At 68.5% G+C, this 21055-nt stretch carries 15 protein-coding genes; 5 read left to right on the forward strand and 10 right to left on the reverse strand.

Annotation, left to right across the window (positions count from 1 at the left end):
- Nucleotides 1-51: 51 nt before the first annotated feature.
- Complete coding sequence (locus tag AB0K11_RS11275; RefSeq protein ID WP_364975940.1) at nucleotides 52-603, forward strand: YdcF family protein; 552 nt, start codon at nucleotides 52-54, stop codon at nucleotides 601-603.
- 13 nt (nucleotides 604-616) lie between these two features.
- On the opposite strand, the gene AB0K11_RS11280 is transcribed toward AB0K11_RS11275, so the two are convergent.
- From AB0K11_RS11280 to AB0K11_RS11295, 4 genes are read right to left on the reverse strand one after another with little or no spacing between them, the layout of a single operon-like run.
- Nucleotides 617-2122 carry an oligosaccharide flippase family protein gene (locus AB0K11_RS11280; protein WP_364975942.1) on the reverse strand — a complete coding sequence of 502 codons (1506 nt, stop codon included), beginning with the start codon at nucleotides 2120-2122 and terminating at the stop codon, nucleotides 617-619.
- Complete coding sequence (locus AB0K11_RS11285) at nucleotides 2119-3162, reverse strand: glycosyltransferase family 2 protein (protein ID WP_364975944.1); 1044 nt, start codon at nucleotides 3160-3162, stop codon at nucleotides 2119-2121. The genes AB0K11_RS11280 and AB0K11_RS11285 overlap by 4 nt, the downstream gene beginning before the upstream one ends.
- A complete protein-coding gene (locus AB0K11_RS11290; protein ID WP_364975946.1) occupies nucleotides 3162-4496 on the reverse strand; it encodes a nucleotide sugar dehydrogenase in 1335 nt (444 codons plus the stop codon). Before AB0K11_RS11290 ends, AB0K11_RS11285 begins: the two co-directional genes overlap by 1 nt.
- Nucleotides 4493-6520, reverse strand: coding sequence for an alginate lyase family protein (locus tag AB0K11_RS11295; protein ID WP_364975948.1), 2028 nt, complete (start codon nucleotides 6518-6520; stop codon nucleotides 4493-4495). The genes AB0K11_RS11290 and AB0K11_RS11295 overlap by 4 nt, the downstream gene beginning before the upstream one ends.
- Before the next feature lie 230 nt (nucleotides 6521-6750).
- Between AB0K11_RS11295 and AB0K11_RS11300 the strand changes: the two genes are divergently transcribed.
- Nucleotides 6751-8373, forward strand: a complete 1623-nt coding sequence (locus tag AB0K11_RS11300) for a hypothetical protein (protein ID WP_364975950.1) — start codon at nucleotides 6751-6753, stop codon at nucleotides 8371-8373.
- On the opposite strand, the gene AB0K11_RS11305 is transcribed toward AB0K11_RS11300, so the two are convergent.
- The 3 genes from AB0K11_RS11305 to AB0K11_RS11315 are packed head-to-tail and all read right to left on the reverse strand — an operon-like array spanning nucleotide 8370 to nucleotide 12385.
- Nucleotides 8370-9401, reverse strand: a complete 1032-nt coding sequence (locus AB0K11_RS11305; RefSeq protein WP_364975953.1) for a glycosyltransferase family 4 protein — start codon at nucleotides 9399-9401, stop codon at nucleotides 8370-8372. The genes AB0K11_RS11300 and AB0K11_RS11305 overlap by 4 nt on opposite strands.
- Nucleotides 9402-9459: 58 nt before the next feature.
- Nucleotides 9460-10902 (reverse strand): O-antigen ligase family protein, encoded by a 1443-nt coding sequence (locus AB0K11_RS11310; protein WP_364975955.1) that lies wholly within the window; start codon nucleotides 10900-10902, stop codon nucleotides 9460-9462.
- Between the two features lie 13 nt (nucleotides 10903-10915).
- On the reverse strand, nucleotides 10916-12385 hold the full coding sequence (locus tag AB0K11_RS11315) for a hypothetical protein (RefSeq protein WP_364975957.1): 1470 nt from the start codon (nucleotides 12383-12385) through the stop codon (nucleotides 10916-10918).
- A gap of 711 nt (nucleotides 12386-13096) precedes the next feature.
- Here AB0K11_RS11315 and AB0K11_RS11320 point away from each other — a divergent pair.
- Genes AB0K11_RS11320 through AB0K11_RS11330 form a run of 3 tightly spaced genes read left to right on the forward strand, consistent with a single transcriptional unit; the run spans nucleotide 13097 to nucleotide 18068 of the window.
- Complete coding sequence (locus AB0K11_RS11320; protein WP_364975959.1) at nucleotides 13097-15418, forward strand: glycosyltransferase; 2322 nt, start codon at nucleotides 13097-13099, stop codon at nucleotides 15416-15418.
- 4 nt (nucleotides 15419-15422) lie between these two features.
- Nucleotides 15423-16640 (forward strand): glycosyltransferase family 4 protein, encoded by a 1218-nt coding sequence (locus AB0K11_RS11325; RefSeq protein ID WP_364975962.1) that lies wholly within the window; start codon nucleotides 15423-15425, stop codon nucleotides 16638-16640.
- A 3-nt stretch (nucleotides 16641-16643) separates the two neighbouring features.
- Entirely contained in the window at nucleotides 16644-18068 is a 1425-nt protein-coding gene (locus AB0K11_RS11330) for a hypothetical protein (RefSeq protein ID WP_364975964.1), read from the forward strand.
- A 28-nt stretch (nucleotides 18069-18096) separates the two neighbouring features.
- Here AB0K11_RS11330 and AB0K11_RS11335 read toward each other — a convergent pair whose 3' ends face one another.
- The 3 genes from AB0K11_RS11335 to AB0K11_RS11345 all read right to left on the reverse strand — a co-directional run bounded on the left by AB0K11_RS11335 (nucleotide 18097) and on the right by AB0K11_RS11345 (nucleotide 21041).
- A complete protein-coding gene (locus AB0K11_RS11335; protein ID WP_364975967.1) occupies nucleotides 18097-19002 on the reverse strand; it encodes a polysaccharide lyase in 906 nt (301 codons plus the stop codon).
- Nucleotides 19003-19129: 127 nt separating this feature from the next.
- A complete protein-coding gene (locus AB0K11_RS11340; RefSeq protein WP_364975969.1) occupies nucleotides 19130-19906 on the reverse strand; it encodes a hypothetical protein in 777 nt (258 codons plus the stop codon).
- A gap of 10 nt (nucleotides 19907-19916) precedes the next feature.
- Entirely contained in the window at nucleotides 19917-21041 is a 1125-nt protein-coding gene (locus AB0K11_RS11345; RefSeq protein ID WP_364975972.1) for a hypothetical protein, read from the reverse strand.
- Nucleotides 21042-21055 lie beyond the last annotated feature (14 nt).

The raw sequence follows: 21055 nt of genomic DNA on the forward strand, positions 1-21055 counted from the left end.
CGGGTCGGGCAGCGCCCCGTCCGGGGCCGATGGTGGAGGTTGCGCGCGTTGATGCGTGGTGACCGCCGCCGAGCCACCCGGTTGCTGATCGCGGGCTGTCTGGCACTCCTCATCGCCGTGGCCGCAGGCATCCCCGTGTACGTCAGGCCGCAGACCGACCCGCTGCGCCACGCCGACGCGATCCTCGTGCTGGGCGGCCAGGGCGGCAGCCGCTACCGGGTCGGTCTCGACCTCGCTTCTCGAGGGTGGGCGGCCGACCTCGTGGTGTCCAATCCCGAGGACGCGGCGATCGCATGGCGAAGGGACTACTGCGCGAGTCCGCCGCCACGGGTGACCATGCACTGCTTCGTGCCGGATCCCGGGACCACGAAGGGCGAGGGCCGCGAACTGCGGCGGCTGGCGGACCGCCACGGCTGGAAGAGCGTCATCGTCGTCACGTTCCGCCCGCACATCTCGCGCGCACGCTTCATCCTCGAACAGTGCTTCGACGGTGAACTGACGATGGTGGCCAGCCCGACCGGCACGTCTGCGGCCGAATGGGCGTGGCAGTACACGTACCAGACCGCCGGCTATCTACGGGCGGTCGCACAACCCGGGTGTTGAGTCGGAGCGCCGCTCACGACGACCGGCGAGATCTCGCCGCAGCCTTCGTGACCACGCCCGCCACCGCGGTGGACACCGACCGGAACCGGCTCGGTGACACCAGGCGCAGCGCAACGAGATACACGCCGGCGAGCAGTGCGCACTCCGCGACGACCCAGGCGAGGCCGGGGGCCACTGCCTGCCGGTCGGACTCGATGACGAACTGCTCGAGCGGCAGCACCGCTGCGGTGGCGATCAGCGCCGCAATCGTCGGCGGCACGAGACAACCGATGATCTCGCGGCGTGTCGTGCCGACGACGCCGTGAGCGAGCGCGAGATTGACCGCGCCGACGACGAGGCACGTCGCCGAGATGGCGATGCTGACACCGAACAAGCCGTACGGCAGGAGCAGCAGGACTGCAGGCACACCGACACCGAGGGCCAGCGCAGGCGACCACACGAGCAGTGAGGACCGGCCCGCACCCTTGATCGCCTCGCCGTTCACCGAGTTCAGCGCCGCTCCGAGGCCGATACCCGCCATGGCGGCGGTCGCGACGCCTGCGCCGCGCCATTCCTCACCGAGCAGGAGCACCACCAGTGCCTCGCCGGTGACCACGAGCACCGCTGCCAGAGGCGCTGCGGCGAACCAGATCCAGCCCAGCGCACGCAGATACGCGTCCTTGAACCGATGACTGTCGTCGGAGATCCGGGAGAAGGCGGGGAAGAGCACGTGCGAGCACACGGTGACGACCGCCAGGGAGGGCAGCGACGCCAGGCGGTACGCATACCGGTACTGCCCGAGCACCTCGGTCCCCATCGCCCGGCCGACGACCAACTGCTCGAACACCTCCCGCAGCCGTTCGGCGATGGAGTCCAGCAGCAGGGGAAAGGAGTACCGCGCCATCTCGCGCCAGACCGGCAACGAGAACCGCTCGGCGAAGGGCCGCCATCGCGCCATCCACCAGCTGAGGACCACCGCGGTGACCGTCGATGCGTACCACCCGATGACCATCGCCCACGCGCCGTAACCCATCGTCGCGAACACGATCGACACCGCCGCGAACGCAATCGAGACCGCCGGCGTGATGATCATCTGCCGGGTGAACTGAAAACGCCTCTGCATCAACGCGTCCGGCACACTCGCACACACGTGGAGCAGCATCACACCGGACGTCGCCGCCGCGATCAGGGCGACCTCGGAGCTGTGGAACAGCATGCCGATGACCGGAGCGGCGGCGAGCACCACCAGGGTGCCGAGCAGGCCGGTGACGAAGGTCGCCACCAGCGCCGTGTTGGCGGCCTGCTCGATGTCCCCGTCGCGGTGCACGAGCGCCTGCACCAGGGAGCCCTGCGAGAACGTGACCAGGAATCCGATCAGCACGGAGCCGGCCATGAAGATGCCGACCTCGGTGGGTCCGAGGAGGCGGCCCAGCACGATGGTCTGCACCACCGTGGCGGACTGGGCGACGATCAGACCGACCGCCGACATGGTCGCACCGCGTTTGAGCACGCCGGCGAGGCCGGTGGCCGACTCGCTCACCCGACCGACCCTGCGTGCCTGCGGCGGGTCCTGCGTCGCATCCCGTCGCCGACGTCGTTCTTGACCGCCCGCAGGCGCAGCGCGACATCGCGCCCGAGGTGGGTCGCCGCGACGGCGACGACCGCCCGCAGCGTGCGTCGCTGCCGGAACGCATCGCGCGCCGCCCGGCGCGCGTCCAGGATCTCGCCGTCGATGAGCGCTGATCTCGCCGTGCGCAGGGCGTGGTGGTACCGAAGTCGCCGCACCACGTCCGAGCGCGCCGCCACGGCGTCGCCCACGCCGTGCTCGCGGGCGACGGTGAGGTACGAGTGTTGGAGCCGCAGCTGGAACGCGTCGACCTTGTCCGGATGGTGCGAGAGCGACTCCGGCCGGAAACGGGTCTTGACGAGGGAGTCGGGCAGGATGCGGAGATCGCGGCCGGTGCTGACCAGCCGCAGCCACAGGATGACATCCGGCTCGATGTCGGCCGGGCACTCGTACCCGCCGAGGTCGTCCCACACCTCCCGCCGGATCAGTCCGACGTACGGCGGAGCGCCCTCGGCGAGCAGCTCGCTGAATGTCACCGCGCGCGAGGGGTCGGGCCTGGTTCGGCGTCCGGTCGAGGTGAAGAAGTCCTCGAGCTCGCCATCGCTGTCGAGATCGCGGAACATCACTGCGTTGCAACCGATCCCGTCGATGCCCGGATCGGCGACGACCAACGAACGCGAACGCTCGCAGAACCGCGGCGCCAGCGCGTCATCACTGTCCAGCACGCAGAGGTAGCGGCCCGACGCTGCCGCCGCGGCCGCGCTCACGCCGCCGGTGTACCCCTCGTTCTCCTGCCGCACCAGGTGGATGCGGGAATCCGCGGTGTACGGCCGTACGACGTCCGCCATCGCATCCGAACAGCCGTTGTCGACGACGACGAGTTCCCAGTCGCCGTCGGTCTGCGCCAGCACGCTCTCGATCATCTCGCCGACGTACTGCTCCGTTTCGAACGCGGTCGTCAAGAAGCTGACGAACGGGCGTCCGCCGTCGTCCTCGCCACGCGCCTCGACCATCACCAACCGATTCCGCAGTAATTCGGCCGGGTCCGCAACTCCGCCGCGTTGGGTAACCGGACCAGGTCGATGATCAGCGTCTCCGCGTCGGCACGGGCCACCGCCTCCACGACCTCGGGTGCGCGGGATCCGGCGATCAGCACGTCACCGTGGTCGAGGACCGCATCGACATCGTCGGTGAGGAGGTCTCCGATGTGCGGGAGTTGCTGACGGATGTAGCTCTTGTTCGCGCCGATCAGCCGCGACAAGGTCACGTTGGCATCGTGGATCTTCACGTCGAAGCCCTTGCCGATGAGCCGTTCGGCGAGTTCCACCATCGGACTCTCCCGCAGGTCGTCGGTGCCCTGCTTGAACGACAGCCCGAACATGCCCACGTTCCTGCGACCGCTCGCGACCACCATGTCGACCGCGCGGCGCAGATGGACTTCGTTCGACGTCAGGAGATTCGCCAGCAGCGGCACGTCGATGTCGTGGCGGCGTGCGGTGTGGGTGAGGGCCCGCACGTCCTTGGGCAGACAGGAGCCGCCGAACGCGAATCCGGGGCGAAGGTAGGCCGCACTGATGTTGAGTTTGGTGTCGGCCAGGAAGACGTCCATCACGTCGTGGGAATCCAGACCCAGCGACGAGCAGATCGCCCCGATCTCGTTGGCGAAGCCGACCTTGAGCGCATGGAAGCTGTTGTCCACGTACTTCGTCATCTCGGCGGTACCGATCGGCACGTTGAACCGCGGTCCCGGCAGGCCTTCGTAGAGCTCCATCACCATCTCGCCGCTGCGTGGCTCGGTCTGCCCGACAACGGTTTTGGGCGGATCGAGGAAGTCCCGCACGCTGGACCCCTCGCGGAGGAACTCCGGGTTGACGCACACACCGAAGTCGGTGCCCGCACGCTTGCCAGACGCCGCTTCGAGTCGCGGTATCAGCACGTCCTCACAGGTGCCGGGCACCATGGTGCTGCGGTACACCACGACGTGCCAGCCGTCCTTGACGGCCAGCGCCGCGCCGATCTCGTCGGTCACCTGCTCGAGGTACCGGGTCGACAGTCCCCCGCCCGACCCCGACGGCGTGCCGACGCAGACCAGCGAGATGTCGGAGCGCAGAACGGCTCGGTGCGAGTCGGTGGTCACCGTCAGGGTCTGCGCGGCGACGACATCGGCGACGATGTCACCGATTCGCTCCTCGACCACCGGTGACCGGCCCTGTTGCAGCAGCTGCAACTTCTCGGGGCTCACGTCGACCCCGATGACCGTGTGCCCCCGCATCGCCAGACAGGCTGCCGACACGCACCCGACATACCCCAGGCCGAACACACTGACCGTTGACTTCTGTTGGTTCACGGCGCGTTGACCGTCCTTCCTGATGATGGAAAAGGGCCTCGCACAATGGCGCCGGAGAAGATCCGGTCGATGATGAGTTCTCGGGCCACCCCGTTCTCCTGCCACGTGGCAGTGGTGCGGCCGGAGTGCACGGTGATCGTCGGATGCGTGATCGCGTCGATGTCGCGGGTCCGGATCAGAGTCAGGACGGTCATCGGCGCAACCGCAGCGCATCTGACGCCGAGCAGCCACGAGGGTGTCCTCGACTCGAGGCGATCGGACCACCATCCGAGATGGTCGTGCGTATCCGCCCTGACCTGCTCCGTCCACAGCGGACGGGTGGCGGCGTAGCGGAGACCCAGCACCGGCCTCCCGGCCCGCGTCACATCGTGGCCGTCGCCGGTGCAGCACACGTCGAGACCGGGCGCCAGCGGCCACGACACCACCGCGTCGTGCTCGGCGGCACCGTCGATGAGATCGATCACCGCGATGGTCGGATCGTCGGGCCTGGCGATCAACCACCGTCGGTGTACCACCGGATCGTCGAGCCTGCGGTAGCCGTCGTGTTCGGCGTCGACGACTCCGCCCGCCATGTCGACCGACCGGACCCGGCATCCGGCGTGCCTGCTCCACAGGAACGCCCCCGCCATCACGGACTGGTCCAGTCCGTCGACGCACACGGTGGGGTGTGCCCGGGTGCTCCGGTGCGCTGTGCGCCACTTCGGATTCCCGTAGTAGCTCGCGGTACCCGGGTCGACGATCAGGTCGGTGCCGTGCGCGCTGAGTGTGACGGCGAGCGCGTCGGCATGCCCGTGCGCGGCGATCGAGAGGTAACCCAGCGGACCCACGTCCATCGTGAGCCGGCGTCCGCCCGACCTCAGCACCACCAGTCCGCCGTCCGGAGCAAAGAAGTTCGCGTGCGCCGGGCGCTGCGCCCGCAGGATCTGCTCGAAGTCGGCTCCGGACGCGGTGGCGTACCACGCCGCGGTGAGCGTCGTCTCGACCGGTGTCGTCGCGGTGCCGGTGAGCGCGGCGGTGACGCCGAGGTGCCGACGCACCGACTGTTTCGGCTCGACGCCCAGTCGCAGCGCCACGCCGTCGTCATCGTCGCCGTAACGCGGGTCGGGATCCCCCTCGCCGACCAGGCCGGCCAGGTAGCGCGAACTGCGCGCGACGGCGTCGGCGAGCTGCGGCGGCACGTCGTCACCGCGCAGACGCAGCAGGGCGATGACGATGGACATCAGCTCGGCCGTGAAGATCTGATATGCGACCGACTGCTCGGCGCCCGCGCCGTCGGGGAGGATCTGGCGGTCCGCCTCCGTCGCGAGGATGGCGATGCACCTCTCGAACAGCTCGGCGGGAGCGGCGAGTTCCGGCACCAGCAGGTGGACGACGGCCAGCCCGGCCATCTCGCCCACGAGGTGGTTGTTCGCCGAACTGAAGCGGGACTGGCCATGCCAGCAGTAGCGGGCGCTGGCGTCCAGCATGCGGACCACCCGCCGGAACCGCGCCTCGGTGAGCGCCGGCGAATCCCGCAGGCCCTGGAGTGCGACGGCGACCGAGATCGCCCGCAGACCCGCTTCGAACGCGCCCCGCCAGGCGATTCCACAGCCGACGGGATTCTGCTCCAGCCAGCCGTCGAGCTGACTCAACGCCGTCTCCGCATAGTGCGGCCGACCGGTGAAGAGCCACGCCTCTGCCAGTGCCGGCAGGTGTTGCAGGCGGTTCAGTTCCCAGATCCACTTCGGATCGCACGGCGCCACCCGATGGTCGATCCGGTCACTGGGCGTCGCAGGCCAGCGGTAGTCCGCGATCGGGTCGTGGTGCCAGTCGACGACCGTCCCCACGTTGACGGTCGGATAGCCGAAGTAGGACCGCTCACCGGCGACGCAGCGATCGGCTTCGGCGACCATCGACTCGACCTCCGACGGATGATCGGCCGCGATCGCCTCCGCATGGACCCGGTCGAGCAGAACCGGGCGGTCGTCGCCGCGCCGGAAACGCCGGAGCGCCTCGGACCAGTCGACCTCAGCGAGATTCAGCACTTCCCTGTCAGTTCGCTCATATCGACTGCCCGGGGACGACAGGCGTCCGCCCATCTGCCTGGCTCGCCATGCGATCTCCCTGGCAGACATGGCGGATAGCCGATCCGCGTACCACGTCAGACTGGACACTTCGCCCCTGGTGTTCGTGAACCACTTGGTTCGCCGATGCAATTTCAGCAAAGCGTACTAGAGTACGTTTGCAGCTTCCAGTGGAGGGATACCGACCGCAGATGGCGTCACGACAGTCCGGTGGCCTGCTCGGCGCGGATCACCGATCCGCGACGGGCTCCGACACCGGTGACACGGCCGATTCCGTCGACCCTGCAGGAGCCGGGGCCGCAACCCGGCGAGGCCTGCGGATGACGGCCGGCGAGCGCGTCGTCTACTCGCTCCTGACGGTGACGGGACTGTCGTTCTGGTTCTTCCTGGGCTTCCCGTACGCGAATCACAACGAGTCCTTCGCCATCGTCGCGCAGCTACGGGAGATGGGATTCGCCGACGCACTGACCCAGATCGCCTATCCGGTGGCGAACTACCGTCCGCTGGGTCAGGCGGTCGCCTGGCTCGGGTACCGGTCGAGCGGCACGATCACCTCAGTCCAGGTCTTCAACTACGTCGTCGCGGTGGCCGCATGGCTGCTCCTGCTCGCCTCGGTGCGTGAGCGCAGAGCGTTCGCGGTCACCGCACTCCTGGTCGGCGGTGTGTTCTTCACCGGGTACATCTATCTGTTCCACCTCCACGGCGTCTTCTACAGTCCGCTGCTGCTGCTGGTGGCCGCGATGTTCTGGGCCGACCGTGACCTCACCCGCGGCCGTCTGCTCGTCGTGGCCGCCGGTGCGCTGGTGGCGGCCTTCTTCCATCCCTATGCGCTCGTGGTGCTGATCGCGGCGCTGACGGGGATGGCGCTGGAACGACGCGGATCCCACGACGGCCCCCGGGCGATGATGACGGGTGTCACCGGCGCCGCGACCGCCCTGTTCGTCGTGCTGATCGTGTCCGAGCGCCGAACGGACCCCAGGACGCTCGGCGAGATGTTCGACGGACTACTGGTCTCCTACCGGATGGTGGAGATCAACCCGCTGATCTCCGTGGTCGCGCTCGGCCTTGCGGTGGTCACCGCCCTCACCGTTCCGCTGGGCAATCGGGTACGTTTCGGCCTGACCGCCGCCGCGGTGCTGGCCGGTGCGGTGTGTCACCTCGCCGGGCTACCCGTAGTCCTGGTGTGGATCGCCGTCTGCCTGGTCAAGGCCGCCGTCATGAAGAAGTGGTGGATCGGACTCGTACTCGCCTGCGCCGCGGCCTTTCCCGCGCCGACAGCCACCGGCTCGCCGACGTACACGGTGTTCGCACTCATGGTGTGCTGCGCCGTCCTGCCTTACGGCTGTGGCCGATTCGAGGAACGCATCGGCACTCGCAAGCCGGTCGCGGCCATGGTCGTGGTCACCGCGGCGTCGGTGCTCGTGGTCGTCCTGCGCTTCGGCGTCGACGTGCCGGTGATCTCCCGGCTAGCTGCGCCTCTGGTCGCCGAGCAGCAGAAGACCTTCCAGATGGAGGAGATCGTGCGTTGGCTCGTCGCGTCGGGTTACGACGACTACGACCTCCGGTTCGTCGGGCAGAGAGACAATCCGACCGACTCCGCCAATGCCGTCGATCGGATGCACCGGCCTCCGACCAACGAAGGAGATCTGGCGCGTTACGTGCAGGCACTGCGCGGGCCGGGTGCGCCGCAGCCCACGCCGGGGAGGCACCTGATGCTCGGCTTCGGCTCAGACGTCATGCCCGCAGGCACACGCGTGCTCGTGCTGCCGTCGGGAACGGCAGGCGATGCCGTGGTGGTGCTCCCGGATCGTTAATCCGCTCGGTCGGACGACGGCGTGCGGATGACCTGCCGGTAGAGCGAGTCGATCTGGCGGGCCACCGCATCCACGTCGAAAGTGTTCGCACACCGGTCTCGAGCCGCTGATCCGAGCTGGACGCGCAGGTCGGTGTCGTCGATCGCCTGCTTCAACGCGGCTGCGATCGAGTCCACCTCGTCCGGCGCGACGATCAGCCCGCAGCCTCCACCCACCATCTCCGGTAGGCCACCCGCGCCGCTGGCGACGACGCACATCCCCCTCGCCATCGCTTCGAGCACCGCCATCGGCTGGCCCTCGTTCCGGGACGGGAGGACGAGGATGTGACTGCGATCCAGCAGATCGGCGACCGCCTGCTCGGAGAGCCATTCGTGGGTTATGACGGTGTCGCCCACACCGAGCTCGCGGATGCGGGTCCGGGCGCGGTCGGTCTCTCCGTCGCCCGCGAGGGTCAGCTTCGCCGCTGCGACCCGCACATCACCGGCGGCGGTGAGTCGCGCCCACGCCTCGAGCACCCGGAAAGCGCCCTTTCGATCGCCGATGCGGCCGAGGAACACGACCTCGACGGGCTCACCGGGCCGCGGTTGAGTGACCTGCCGAGCGGATCTCACGGCGTTGGGGACGACCGTGACGCGGGCCGACGGCGCGATGGAACGCAGGCGCCCGGCCCACACCTCGCCGAGCGCGATCACCACGGCCGCCCGGCTCAGCGTGCGACTGATGAACGTCCGGATGAGCCGCGGCGAATCATCATGGAAGCCCTGGAAGTCCGACCCATGCACGTGCACGACGACCGGCACGCGCGCGGCCGCGCTCAGCCACAACAGGATCGCCTTGCGAAAGAAGCTCGCGTCGGCGCTGGAATGCAGGTGTACCACGTGAGGCCGGAACCGGACGAGTACGGCGCCAAAGCGGAGCACGCCGCCCGCGAACGCGAGCAGCTTCGCCGCCTTCGACCCGTCGACATGGGTGGCGATGTGCCGGACCTGCCAGTCGTCCCACAGCGACGTCTGCTTCAATTCGCGCACGTAGGTAGCGATTCCGCCTCTCGTGCGCATACTCGTGGAGACCCACAGTGCGCGCCGATCAGCCATGGGCCGACACGGTCTGCGCAACCGCCGGTCTCGACGCATCCGCCGCTCTCGCACGGTCAGACCAGCCGACGGCGGTGCCCACGATGAGGAACACGACGGCGGTCGGGAAGTCGAACAGCCGCAGGTCGACAGTCAGGCCCGACGAGAACATCACGGCCAGCGCGATGGACGCGATCACGACGAGCGGTTTTCCGCAGAGCGTCCGATCGGGCATCGTGCGGTAGGCCGTCCACAGCCGGCGCACGATGAGCAGGAGCACAGTCACCCAGAGCCCGAGCCCGATGAGTCCCAACTCGGCGAGCATTCCCATCTCGTTCGTGTGCGAGACGATCCCGTAACCGTTGCCCCACGGCACCTCGGGGGACCACTGCTGATGGTGGTAGGTGTTGATGGCCTGGAATCGCTGGATCCCCCATCCGGTGAACGGTTCTCGCGCGGCCGCCCAAAGGGCCGTCTGGATGATGTTCATCCGGTCGTCGACCTCGCTGGCCGAGCCGATCCCACCGGCATTGCGATCCGCACTGGTGAAGGTCGACCAGTTCGTCGCGACAGCCGCCGCCACGATGGCGATCGAGACGACGAACCCCCGGCGGCTGCCCTTGGCCAGCAGGGCGCCGAGGACGATGGCCAACACGGCACTCAGCCACACCGCTCTGGTGTAGGTGAAGTAGATGCCGAACCCGCAGGCGATCGCCGTCACCGCGGCGACCCATCGCAGGATCACCGGCTCGGTTCGGCGGGAGGCGAGCATCATGGCGATGGCGAAGCCGAGCACCATCGTCATGCCGTTCACCACAGGCTGATTGAAGACGCCGAGCGCGCGATCGGCCCAGGTGTCGACACCGGGCGTCAGGGACCCGTCGACGATGAACCGCGGCCAGACCAACGCCTTCGGACCCGTGAACTGCATGATGCTGACCGCGGCCGAGTAACCGGCCATGAAGACGACGACCCACAGCAGCAGCCGGACGAAGGATTCCCGGTTGAACGCGTACCGCCCGACCACGTACATCAGGAACGGAACCATGACTCCGGTCATGATGAACCGGGGCACCGAGAACACCTGTCCGGTCAGCGGATCGGCGGCGGGGTACTTGTGCGGGTAGTACATCGAGTAGAGGTTCCACAGCAGATACAGCGCGAAGGCGCACTCGACCGCCCCGACGCCTCGCAGTCGCACCTTGGCGCGCTCGAACCACAGGGCCATGGCGAAGACTTCGACGGCGAACAGCACCACGAAGATGCCGTCGGGAAGATACGGTTTGAGCGCCAGGTGCAGGAACGTCGTGAGCAGCAGAACGAGAGCCGCGGCGACCGGCGCCACGGCCGGTCCGCTCGGCGCTGCCTTCCCTGACGAGGCGAAGTCAGGGCAGGCGGACGCCGCCGTCGACTCCGCGCCGACATTGGCGTCACCCCGGCCGTAGAGCGCTGTCATGCAATGATTTCCGTCAGTTGTGGCGATTGAGGCCGAGGTACGCAGGCTCCTCGGGCGCCGGCTGCCGTTCGGAGGCCGACCGGTGATCGTTCGCCTGCGCCGACGCCCGCCGCTCGCGCGATCGGGAGGTCCAGCGCGCACGTGTGGCGGTGTCGACCAACACGGCGCCCACGAGACGAGCCCGGGTGCCCGCCAATGTCGATGCGGCGGTGATGAAGTCGACGACATGGGTTTCGTGCCGCGTTGCGACGAGGATGGCGGCATCCGCGAACGCCGCCAAGACCGACGCGTCGGTGGACGGCGACATCGGCGGCGCGGCGATGAAGATCGCGTCCCCCTTCTTGCGCAACTCCTCGAACAGCTCGATCACCCTGGTCGGCGACGTGAGACGTTCACGGTCGTCGACCACCATCCCGCTGCGGATCACCGAAGGGCCTTCGGCGTCCCGATCCTCGAGGATCTCGTCGATCGAGCGGCTGCCGATGACGGCGTCGTTGAAGCCTGCGTCGCCGATCATCGGGGAAGCGGCGGTGCTCGCCCGGCCGTCGGCATGGACGAGAATGGTTCGCACGCGGCGTTTGGCGGACAATTCCGCGAGCGCTTCGGCGACGCCGCGCGCTTCCGCCCCGCCGTGTGCGTCGGTCACCACGACGACGCCCGGCTTCGGCGAGCATTGCGCGTCGATGGTGTTCGCCAGCTCGCGCACCCGCTCTTCGCGCACCGGGGTTCCCGCCTGCGTGTGTGCGCCTGCCGGGAGCTCGACCAGCGGCCGGACGCCCGTCCGGTTCCGGATGTCGGACAGGGTGCCCAGTCGGCTCGACAACACGGCCAGCCCCAGCGCGGCGAGGATCCCGAGCGCCAGTCCCCCGACCGCGCCCGTCAGCACGTTGAATGTGGTCGCGGGCGAGATCTCGGTGACACCTGCGCGGGCATTGAGGCTGAGGAGTTCGTTGGTGGTGTTCGCCCTCAGCTCGTCGATCTGCGTCAGCAGGGCCGTGTAGTACGGATTCGCCGAGCCGTCAGGCGCGAGCTGCGCCACCCCGCTGAGTTGTTCCTGCAGGTCGGTGAGGAGCTGATCCCGGCCGGCGCGCGGTCCCTTGTTCACATCACCGCTGAACGCGTTGGCCATCGTCTCGGCGGCGTCCTGGGCGGTCTTCGGATCGCGGGCGGTGGCGTCGATCGACAGGATCGGACTGGCGCCCGCCGTCCGGCCCTCGACGTCCACGTCCGCCGGGACGGCGTTGGCGTCTTTGAGTCGCTCGACGGTGCCCGGATCGTTGAAGAGCGTGAGGTAGCCGATGACCATCACGGCATCCTGTTCCGGTGCCCGGCCGGAGAGCATCAGGGTGGACTTCCCCACGTACGTGGTTCCGGTGTTCCACGAGACCAGCAGCCCCGTCAGCACACCCAGGGCGACGCCGGCCACGACGACCCACCATCTCCTGCGGATCTGCTCCAGGCGGTACTTCGACGTGAGCTCCACTCTCATCCCCTTTCGGCGACCGATCCACCGATACGAATCCAGATCCCCTGCAACCCTGAGCGCCTTCATGTCGATCGGACGACCACGACGCAAGTGCCCCGCGATCAGAGTAGCAGCGAACGATGGCAGATACTAGCGAGGCCGACTCACCTGGCAAATTTTGCGAGTTACGTTTGCAAGGCGTTGTGCGGCTTTTTCCGCTGCATGTGGTACACCATGGCACACATTGGCGATACGTGCTACCGGCGTAGTACGCGGACCGGGAACGAGTCGGCGACCTGCGCGCCGATACCCCTGACAGCAGACGGATCGCCCCAGTGGTGAAGATCTCGCAAATGCGTACATGCACTGATGCCATCCTCTTGGCAAATCTATGGACACACGGCAGGACAGCGGGGTCAGGATCGCAGCGGTTCGTCGGCGCCCGCCCCGCGAATCGCTGCAGGTCCAGGAGAATCAGCGGCGGAGCTAACCACATCCTGAGAACGCCGTCATGGAAGTCGTCGGGATGATTATTTGCCATCTTCGCGCCTGCTGGTGCTGTGCTCGCAAATCCTGCAGCTTCTCGCGCCGAGCGCTCGACTCGATAAGCTTTGCCATATCTGCATTGGCCAACTCGCTTACCCGTCCTCTATCATCAGCGGCAAATGTGACCGCGTGCCGGACGACGCGCGCAACCGGGGGACTCGTCAGACGGGGGAAGCGCCGAGCATGCCAGCGAGTGATGTCCGCGATCTGCCGCGCCGCCCTGAGTCGACCACAGCCCGGCACATCCGCGTGATGTACGTCGTGCCCGATCTCCGGGTCGGAGGCGCAGAGCGCCACGCCGTCGCCTTGATGCCGAACCTCGATCCGGCCCACTTCGACACCGCCGTCGTGTGCATCGGCGAAGAAGGCGCCCTCTTCGGCGAACTCGCAGGGTCCGCCATCCATGCAGTGGCACTCAACCGCAACAAGCGCCAGGCTGTGCGGGCGGTGCGCGACCTGACCCGCGAGATGCGGGCCTTCGCACCCGACGTGGTGCTCACCCGCGGGTACAACGCCGAGACACTCGGCCGGATCGCGGCGCGGCTGGCGCGGGTTCCGCACAGTGTCGTCTGGGTCCACAACCACGGCGACACCACACCGCGCGGGCTGATCCGCCGTCTGGCTGATCGCGCACTGGACCGCGTCACGAGTGCCTACTACGGCCTCGTCAGAACCCAGGTCGACTATCTGGTGAACGACCTCCGATACCCGGCGGAGAAGATCCACCTGATCCACAACGGTGTCGATCCGGACGCCTTCGACTCCACCGATGACCGCAGCGCGATCCACGAATCACGGATCGGCGAGGCCGACAGGGTGGTCGGCACATTCGCGATGCTTCGACCGGAGAAGGACCACGAAACCCTGGTGCGGGCAGCACGATTGGTGGTCGACCGGTTACCGGACACGAAGTTCCTGCTCGTCGGCGACGGCGCGACACGACCGGACATCGAACGCCTCGTCGTCGAACTCGGACTGACGAATCATGTCGTGCTGACCGGTGCCCGCACCGACGTGCCTGCGCTGCTGCGCGCCATCGACGTCTTCGTGCTCAGCTCCGCGACGGTGGAGTGTTTCCCGATCTCACTGCTGGAGGCGATGGCTGCGGGGCGGCCCGCCGTGTGCACTGCGGTGGGTGGCGTGCCCGAGATGATCCAGGAGGGCACCACGGGCTACCTGGTACCGCCCCGCGATCCCGGTGCGCTCGCCGAGCGGCTCGTCGCGGTCCTGTCGGACCGGGAGCTCGCACACCGCATGGGTCGTGCGGCGCGCACCCGCGTCGAGGAGTCGTTCAGCCTGCGGGCCAGCGTGGCGGCGACCGAACACGCCCTCCGCGCCCTCGTGGGCGAATCCTGTGCGCGCAAAGCCCCCCTTCGCCTGACCGCGATCCTCGACGTCACCTTCGTCGGCGGCGCCGAGATGCTGCTCCTGGATCTCTTCAAGCACTTCGACCCGGACGTCGTCGCACCGAGGCTGGTGTGTCTTCGTGAACCGGGACCGCTGGCCGCCGACTTCCTGGCGGCGGGGTTCGAGGTCGAGGTGCTGCACAGATCCGGCAGATTCGATGTACGCACCCTGCCTCGCCTCGTCCGCTCACTGCGCCGGGCGCAGACCGACGCGGTCCTCGTGACACACCACCACCGCGCATCCCTCGCGCTGGGCCGCATCGCCGCGCGATTGGCACGGGTTCCGAACCTGGTGGCGGCGCACGACATGGACCTCGTCGCATCGGGTCAGCGGGTGCTTCCGCGTTGGGCGGTCAACACACTCGCGATCTCGGATGCGCTCGTCCTGCTGTCTGCCGGCCAGGGGGACTATCTGCACCGCGAGGAAGGCGTCGGCGATCGCCTGCTCGCGACCACACGCGAAGTCGTCATCCCGAACGGGATCGCACTGCCCGCTGCCGTCACCCCGGACCAGCGGGCGCGCGCACGGCGCCTCCTCGATGCCGAGGACGGAGATGTCGTGGTCGGTGTCGTCGCCCGCCTCAGCGCCCAGAAGGCGCACCAGGTGCTGTTCGAGGCGGTCGCGAAGTGCGCCGCATCTGTGCCGCAGATCCGCCTTGTCGTGATCGGTGGCGGGGAACGCGACGGCGAGCTGCGCGAGCTGGCGCATGCCCTCGACATCCATACGCGCACAAACTTTCTCGGTATCCGCCGAGACGTACCCGACCTGCTTCCCGGATTCGACGTGGCCTGTCTCTCGTCGGTGCACGAAGGTGTGCCGATCACCCTGATCGAGGCGATGGCGGCCGGCCTTCCGATCGTGGCCACCGACTGCGGATCGGTGCGCGACGTGGTCACCGACGGCGAGAACGGATTCGTGGTGCCCGTCGGGGATGTCGCAGGCTTCGCCGATCGACTCCACTTGCTCGCCGGCGATGCGCTGCTGCGAAAACGCCTGAGCCGGAATGGACGGCGCCGGTCAGAGGTGGACTTCCGCATCGAGAACACCGCCCGCCGATACGAGGAGTTGCTGACCGATGTCGTGGCACGAAGAGGATGAACAGATGAACGGGCACATCCTGGTCCTGGTCGAGAACCTTTCGGTGCCGTTCGACCGGCGGGTCTGGCAGGAGAGCCGGGCCCTGGTCGACGCCGGCCACTACGTCACCGTCATCTGCCCCCGGGGTACGAAACAGGACACCGAGGACGAGGTGACCATCGACGGCGTCCGCATCCTGCGGTACTCCCTGCGTCCCGCCGTCGGGGGTCCGGTGGGTTATCTCCGCGAGTACTCCGTCGCACTGTGGCACACCATGCGACTGGCCCTCGCCGTGAACCGTCGCCATCCCGTCGACGTCGTCCACTCCTGCAATCCGCCCGACCTGTTCTTCGTGGTCGCCGTCATGCTCCGGATCCTCGGCGGTGCCCGGTCGGTGTTCGACCAGCACGACCTCGTTCCCGAACTGTTCCTGTCGCGCTTCGGTTCGGGCGGCAGGACGCTGTACTGGTTCACCCGGGCACTCGAGCGTCTGACGTTCCTGTGCGCCGACGCTGTCATCTCCACCAACGAGAGCTACCGGCGAGTCGCGATCGAACGCGGCAAGATGCGTCCGGACCGGGTCACGGTGGTCAGGAGCGCCCCCGACCTCGCCCGCTTCGTCCAGCGAGCCGCCGACCCGGGGTTACGCAACGGAAAGAGCTATCTGGGCGCGTATCTGGGCGTGATGGGACCCCAGGACGGCGTCGACTACGCGCTGCGGGCGATCGCCCACCTCCGCCATGAACTGGGGCGTGACGACGTCCACTTCGTCTTCATGGGGGCAGGCGATGCGTTCGACACGATGGTGGCGCTGTCGGAGGAACTGGGCATCGCCGACGTCGTCGAGTTCACCGGCCGGGTGCCCGACGAGTACGTCCAGCGTTGTCTGTCAAGTGCCGACATCTGCCTGTCACCGGATCCGAAGAACCCCCTCAACGACGTCTCGACGATGAACAAGGTTGTCGAATACATGGCCATGGCAAAGCCTTTGGTGTCCTTCGATCTGGTCGAGGCGCGAGTGTCCGCAGGAGATGCGGCCGTCTACGTACCCGCCAACGACGAGATCGCCTTCGCCGTCGCGATCGGCGAACTGCTCGACCAGCCTGACCGGCGCGCGGCCATGGGGAGATACGGACGGGACCGCGTCGAGCGCGAACTTTCCTGGGAGACATCGCGAGAGAATCTTCTGACGTTCTACCGGGACGTGTTCGCCGCACGCGACGAATGCCCTGCCGAGGCCTGAGACATGCCCATCACCGGACGCCCGAGCGAACTGATCCGACGAACTCGCCTCCAGGACGACGGCTCGATCGCCGTCACCCTCGCCATCGCGGGTGTCGTCATCGCGAGCCGAGTGCCTCTGCTGGGTCACGGTTACGGCGGCGATCCGGATGGCTGGCGGGCGATCTCGGCCGCCCGCCACCTGCTCGACACCGGTTCCTACGTACCGTCCAGGGTTCCGGGTTATCCGCTCCCGGAATACGTCGACGCCGCGCTGATCCAGGTCGGACTCGGTTCGAGTTGGACCATCGGGCTCCTGTCCGCCCTGTTGTCGGGAGTCGCTGCGGCACTGTTCTTCCGGCTGCTGATGCCGTTGGGCAGGACGCGTGCGATCGCGGGTGCCATGGCGCTCGCGTTCACGCCGGCGGTGTACGTCGCCTCACTGGGCGCGATGGACTACGTCTGGGGGCTGACGTTCTTCCTGGCGGCGACGTTGTGCCTGCGGGCCGACCGCATGTGGGCCGCGGGTGTCCTGCTCGGCCTGGCGGCAGCCTCTCGGCCGAGCTACGCCCTGTCGATCATCCCGTTGGCACTGCTGGCCCACAGTCTGCATCGGGAGCGTCACGGCGACCACGGGACCCGCCGGCGCATCGCCGGACTCGCTGCCAGCTCGGGACTGGTCGCGCTGGCCTTCTTCATGCCCGCATTCCTGGCCGTCGGGGTCCAGCTGCCGACGGCTTACACCGGCTGGCGACACATTCTCGCCAACGGGTCGGTGGGGCTGTTCGGCGTCATCGGCACCGTCGCCGTCGCGACCGTGGCGCTGCTCGCAGTGCGCAACAGGCGACGCGGCGTTCTCGTGCCCGAGCCGGCGGGTCACGGGTTCGACCGCTGGGCCTGGATCGTCCTCGTCGTGTACGGACTGCTGTTCCTGCGGATACCAGACGAGTCGGCCTATCTGATTCCAGCGCTGCTGGGTCTGTACTGGCTGCTGTGCCGTTACGCAACCGAGTGGGGCACCGTGCTGCTCGCCACGGCACTGGCAGTCTCCTGCTTCTTCCTCACCGTGGAAAAGGACGGCGACGGCGGCGCGCTCGCGGTGGCGGGGCCCGTGATCAACGAGATCCGCCTGCAAGACGAACGGAGCTGCGTCGGCGACGTCGTCGTGCAGCGACTCGACGGCTCACCGGACCGGTCGACGTACGTCGTCGCAGGGTCGTACCGCCCGCAACTCCAGGTGCAGGCCGACCCGCGGCTCGCCGACCGGATTCTCTACACCGTCGTGCAGGACGCCGACGGCACGCTTCGCGACACCGAGGGCGACGACGTCCGCGGCGGGTCCACGCTGCTACTGCTCGACAGGGCGGCAGCTCAGCAGTCGCAGGCCTGGGCGGGCCTGGAAGATGTTGCGGCCATCCTGGACTCGTACACCGACTGTCCGCAGTCCTGATCCGCTCGCAGCACGCGCGGCCTCCGGGTCACAGAGCGCCTTCGGTCTCCGCGCAGCGGAACCCGGCATGATGGACGACGCCGGTGGGCCCGATGCCGTTCTGCCGGTAGTACCCCTCCTTGTAGTACACCGAAGGCGCCGCGGTGCCGGGGATCAGGGTTCGCACCCGATACGTCTGTGATCCGTCGGTGAACGTCTGAGGCGCACCGTTGTGCCACAGTCTGACGAACCCGATCTCGTCCGACGTCGACCAGCGGACGTGCATCTTCACGTCGTGCCACGACCCGACATCGAGAGGTGTCCGGTACAACGCGACCTTGTCGAGATACTGCCCCGGTGCGGACTGCCGGTCGGCGAGCAGCGTCCACTGCCCGTTCTGCTCGCTCACACTCCAGTTGAGGGGCGGCGACCCCACATCGGCGTCGCCGTGCCACTGATTCGTCAGGCCCCAGCCAAGATCTGCATGATTGCTCGGGAACCCGGGATCGAATCGAGTCGCGAACTGGTACCAGCGCTCCTGACCGTCACCTCCGCCCGAGCTGTCGTCCCCGCTCACCTCGGAACGCTCACCACCACCGAAGGGCGGCACATCACCGGTGCGAACCTCGAATCGAGCGGCGTGTCCGTACTCCGCGTCGGGCACCACCCGAGCCGAGTACGAGCCGGGGAACTCAGCGCCGGGTCCGTTGTATCCGGCGCACTGCACCAGCCACTGCCGGAAATCCCCTGTGCTGTAATCGCCGAGGTAGCAGAGCTCCCGGCTCACCTCCATGATCCGGTGCGGTGGCCCCGACGGCGCGACGGCGGCTGAGGGCTCCGCAGGTGGCCGGGACGCGCACCCGCCGGCGACCGCCGCAGCCGCGGCCAGTGACAGCCGGGCGAAACCGCGGCGGTCGATCCGCGGGTTGTCCGCTGTGAAACGCTCGGCACCCATGGCGTCCAGCATGCCATGGGTCACGATCGTCCGGCGGGTGGGGAAGCGCGCAGCCGGACCGACAAGGGACCGGATATTTCATTCGCCCGCTGCAGCAAGGCAAAGGGGGCGTGTCCGAAAACGGGTCCTACATGCGGCGGGCGAGGTCGTCGCCGCCGCCGGTCTGCCGCGGGTGGTCCGGTGCGACCGGCACCGGCCCGGCACCCGGGCGGGTTTCCGAGGGCCCGGCCGCCGCGGGCGGAGCGGCCTGCTGGCGCTCCTCGCGATCACGGCTCTCGCGCGCCTCGCGTTCGCGGTCGGCCTCCTCGTTGCGCGACTCGTCGGGGCGCGACGCCTCCGGCCGGGACTCGCCGGCGTCGTCGCGGCCCTGTTGCGGTGCGCCCGCGCCACCGGGCGTGCCCTGGCCGCCGGGCGCCTGGCCGGCGCCCGTCGCCTGGGGCGCCCCGGCGCCGGGCGTGCCAGCGCCCTGCGGCTGAGCCTGCTGACCGGCCGCCGGCGACCCGCCGCCCTCGGGCTTCATCCCCTCGAAGGCCTTCATCAGGGGCTGCATCAACTGTCCGAACTGGCCGGTGAGACCGCTGGCCTGCTGGCCGCCCTGACCGGCCATCTGACTCATCTGGCCGAGCTGCCCCAGCATCCCGCTCAGCTGCCCCACCGCCTGGCCGCCCTGGTCGTCGGCGTTGGTGTAGGCGGACTCGGCCGCCACCAGCTTGCCGGAGAACATGTTCTCCTTGGCCTGCAGCGTGGCGACGTTCGCGGTCAGGGAGGCGGCCATCGTGGGCAGCACCCCGGCGATCGTCATGCTCATCGCGTCCTGACCCGGCTGGATCATCGGGACCTCGGGCAGTTCGACCGAGGCGGCGTTCCAGTTGATGCCTTCCGGCTTCTCCAATGGGCTGCCCACAGCTACTCCCTCACCACTCGTCGTCGTCGTCGATGTCGTCGTCGTACTCGAGAGGCGCCGGGATGGCCAGCGACGCCGTCGTCCCGCCGCTGGTGCCACGCTGGCCGGCGCCCATCATGGGGCCCATGCCGCCGCCCATGCCGCTGGCACCGGCGGCCACCGGGGCCAACCCGCCCGCGGCGGTGGCCGCTGCGGCCTCCGCCGGCGCCGTGCTCACCGGATTGGTCTTGACCAGCGACGACATCAGCGGTGTCTGCGGCGACACCCCGCCCGATCCGGGCGTCGACGCGGCCTTGACCATGCCGGAGCCGCCGCCGGGCCCACCGCCGCCGGCCAGCGGATGCTTGGAGAATTGCGAGAACGGCGAGCCCGCCGGACCGATCGCGTCCGCTTTGCCGCCCTTGCCGAACATCGACGTCAGCTGCTGCAGCGGCTGCGACAGCGTCTGCATCATCTGCTGCGGCACCTGGGTGACCATTTGACCGATCTGCTGGGGCAACTGTGCCGCCATCGATCCCATCTGGGTGGCCATCTGCATCATCTGCTGCATGCCCTGGCCGCCGCCCTCGCCGGCGGCCTTGGCCGCATCTTCGGCTTCGTCCTTGCCCTGCGTCCCGGGCGCGGCGCCGACCATCGGGATGCTGGGCGGCACGGCGAGGGTGTTGGCGAGCTCGGTGGTGTTGGCGGTGACGAACGCGATGTTCTGCGAGAGGCCCATCTTGATGCGGCTCTGCACCAACTCCTGGGCGTTGCTGAACGGCATCATCGACAGCGCCTCGCACTCGCGCTGCACCTCGACCGCGGTGGCGTTGGCCAGCAGCTTGGTCTTGACGACGGTGGCCTCCATGGCGCGCAGCTTCGCCGCGATCGCCGCCGCCTGCGCGCCGTTGGCCTCGTGGCCGCCGATGATCGTGGTCGCCTCACCCTGGGCGGCCAGCGAACCACCGCCCATCCACTTCTCCGAGAGGCCCATCAGCTGGGTCTGCTGTTGCGGCACCACCGTGCCGGTGATCTTGGCGGCCAGCGCCTCGAACTTCGCCGCGGCCGCGGCGAGCTGTTCCTCGTCGACGTTGGGCCAGCCCGGCCCCGTCACCGTCTGTGATCCGAACGGACTGCTCTCCGGCTGGATCGCCACTGCAACGGCCCCCT

Origin of the sequence: Mycobacterium sp. NPDC050551 (assembly GCF_040674075.1) — a bacterium.
Classification (GTDB): Bacteria; Actinomycetota; Actinomycetes; order Mycobacteriales; family Mycobacteriaceae; genus Mycobacterium.

Coding starts and splice junctions, on each gene's coding strand:
- AB0K11_RS11275 (WP_364975940.1), top strand. CDS start 52: ATGCGTGGTGACCGCCGCCGAGCCACCCGGTTGCTGATCGCGGGCTGT.
- AB0K11_RS11285 (WP_364975944.1), bottom strand. CDS start 3,162: ATGGTCGAGGCGCGTGGCGAGGACGACGGCGGACGCCCGTTCGTCAGC.
- AB0K11_RS11300 (WP_364975950.1), top strand. CDS start 6,751: ATGGCGTCACGACAGTCCGGTGGCCTGCTCGGCGCGGATCACCGATCC.
- AB0K11_RS11310 (WP_364975955.1), bottom strand. CDS start 10,902: ATGACAGCGCTCTACGGCCGGGGTGACGCCAATGTCGGCGCGGAGTCG.
- AB0K11_RS11320 (WP_364975959.1), top strand. CDS start 13,097: ATGCCAGCGAGTGATGTCCGCGATCTGCCGCGCCGCCCTGAGTCGACC.
- AB0K11_RS11325 (WP_364975962.1), top strand. CDS start 15,423: ATGAACGGGCACATCCTGGTCCTGGTCGAGAACCTTTCGGTGCCGTTC.
- AB0K11_RS11330 (WP_364975964.1), top strand. CDS start 16,644: ATGCCCATCACCGGACGCCCGAGCGAACTGATCCGACGAACTCGCCTC.
- AB0K11_RS11335 (WP_364975967.1), bottom strand. CDS start 19,002: ATGGGTGCCGAGCGTTTCACAGCGGACAACCCGCGGATCGACCGCCGC.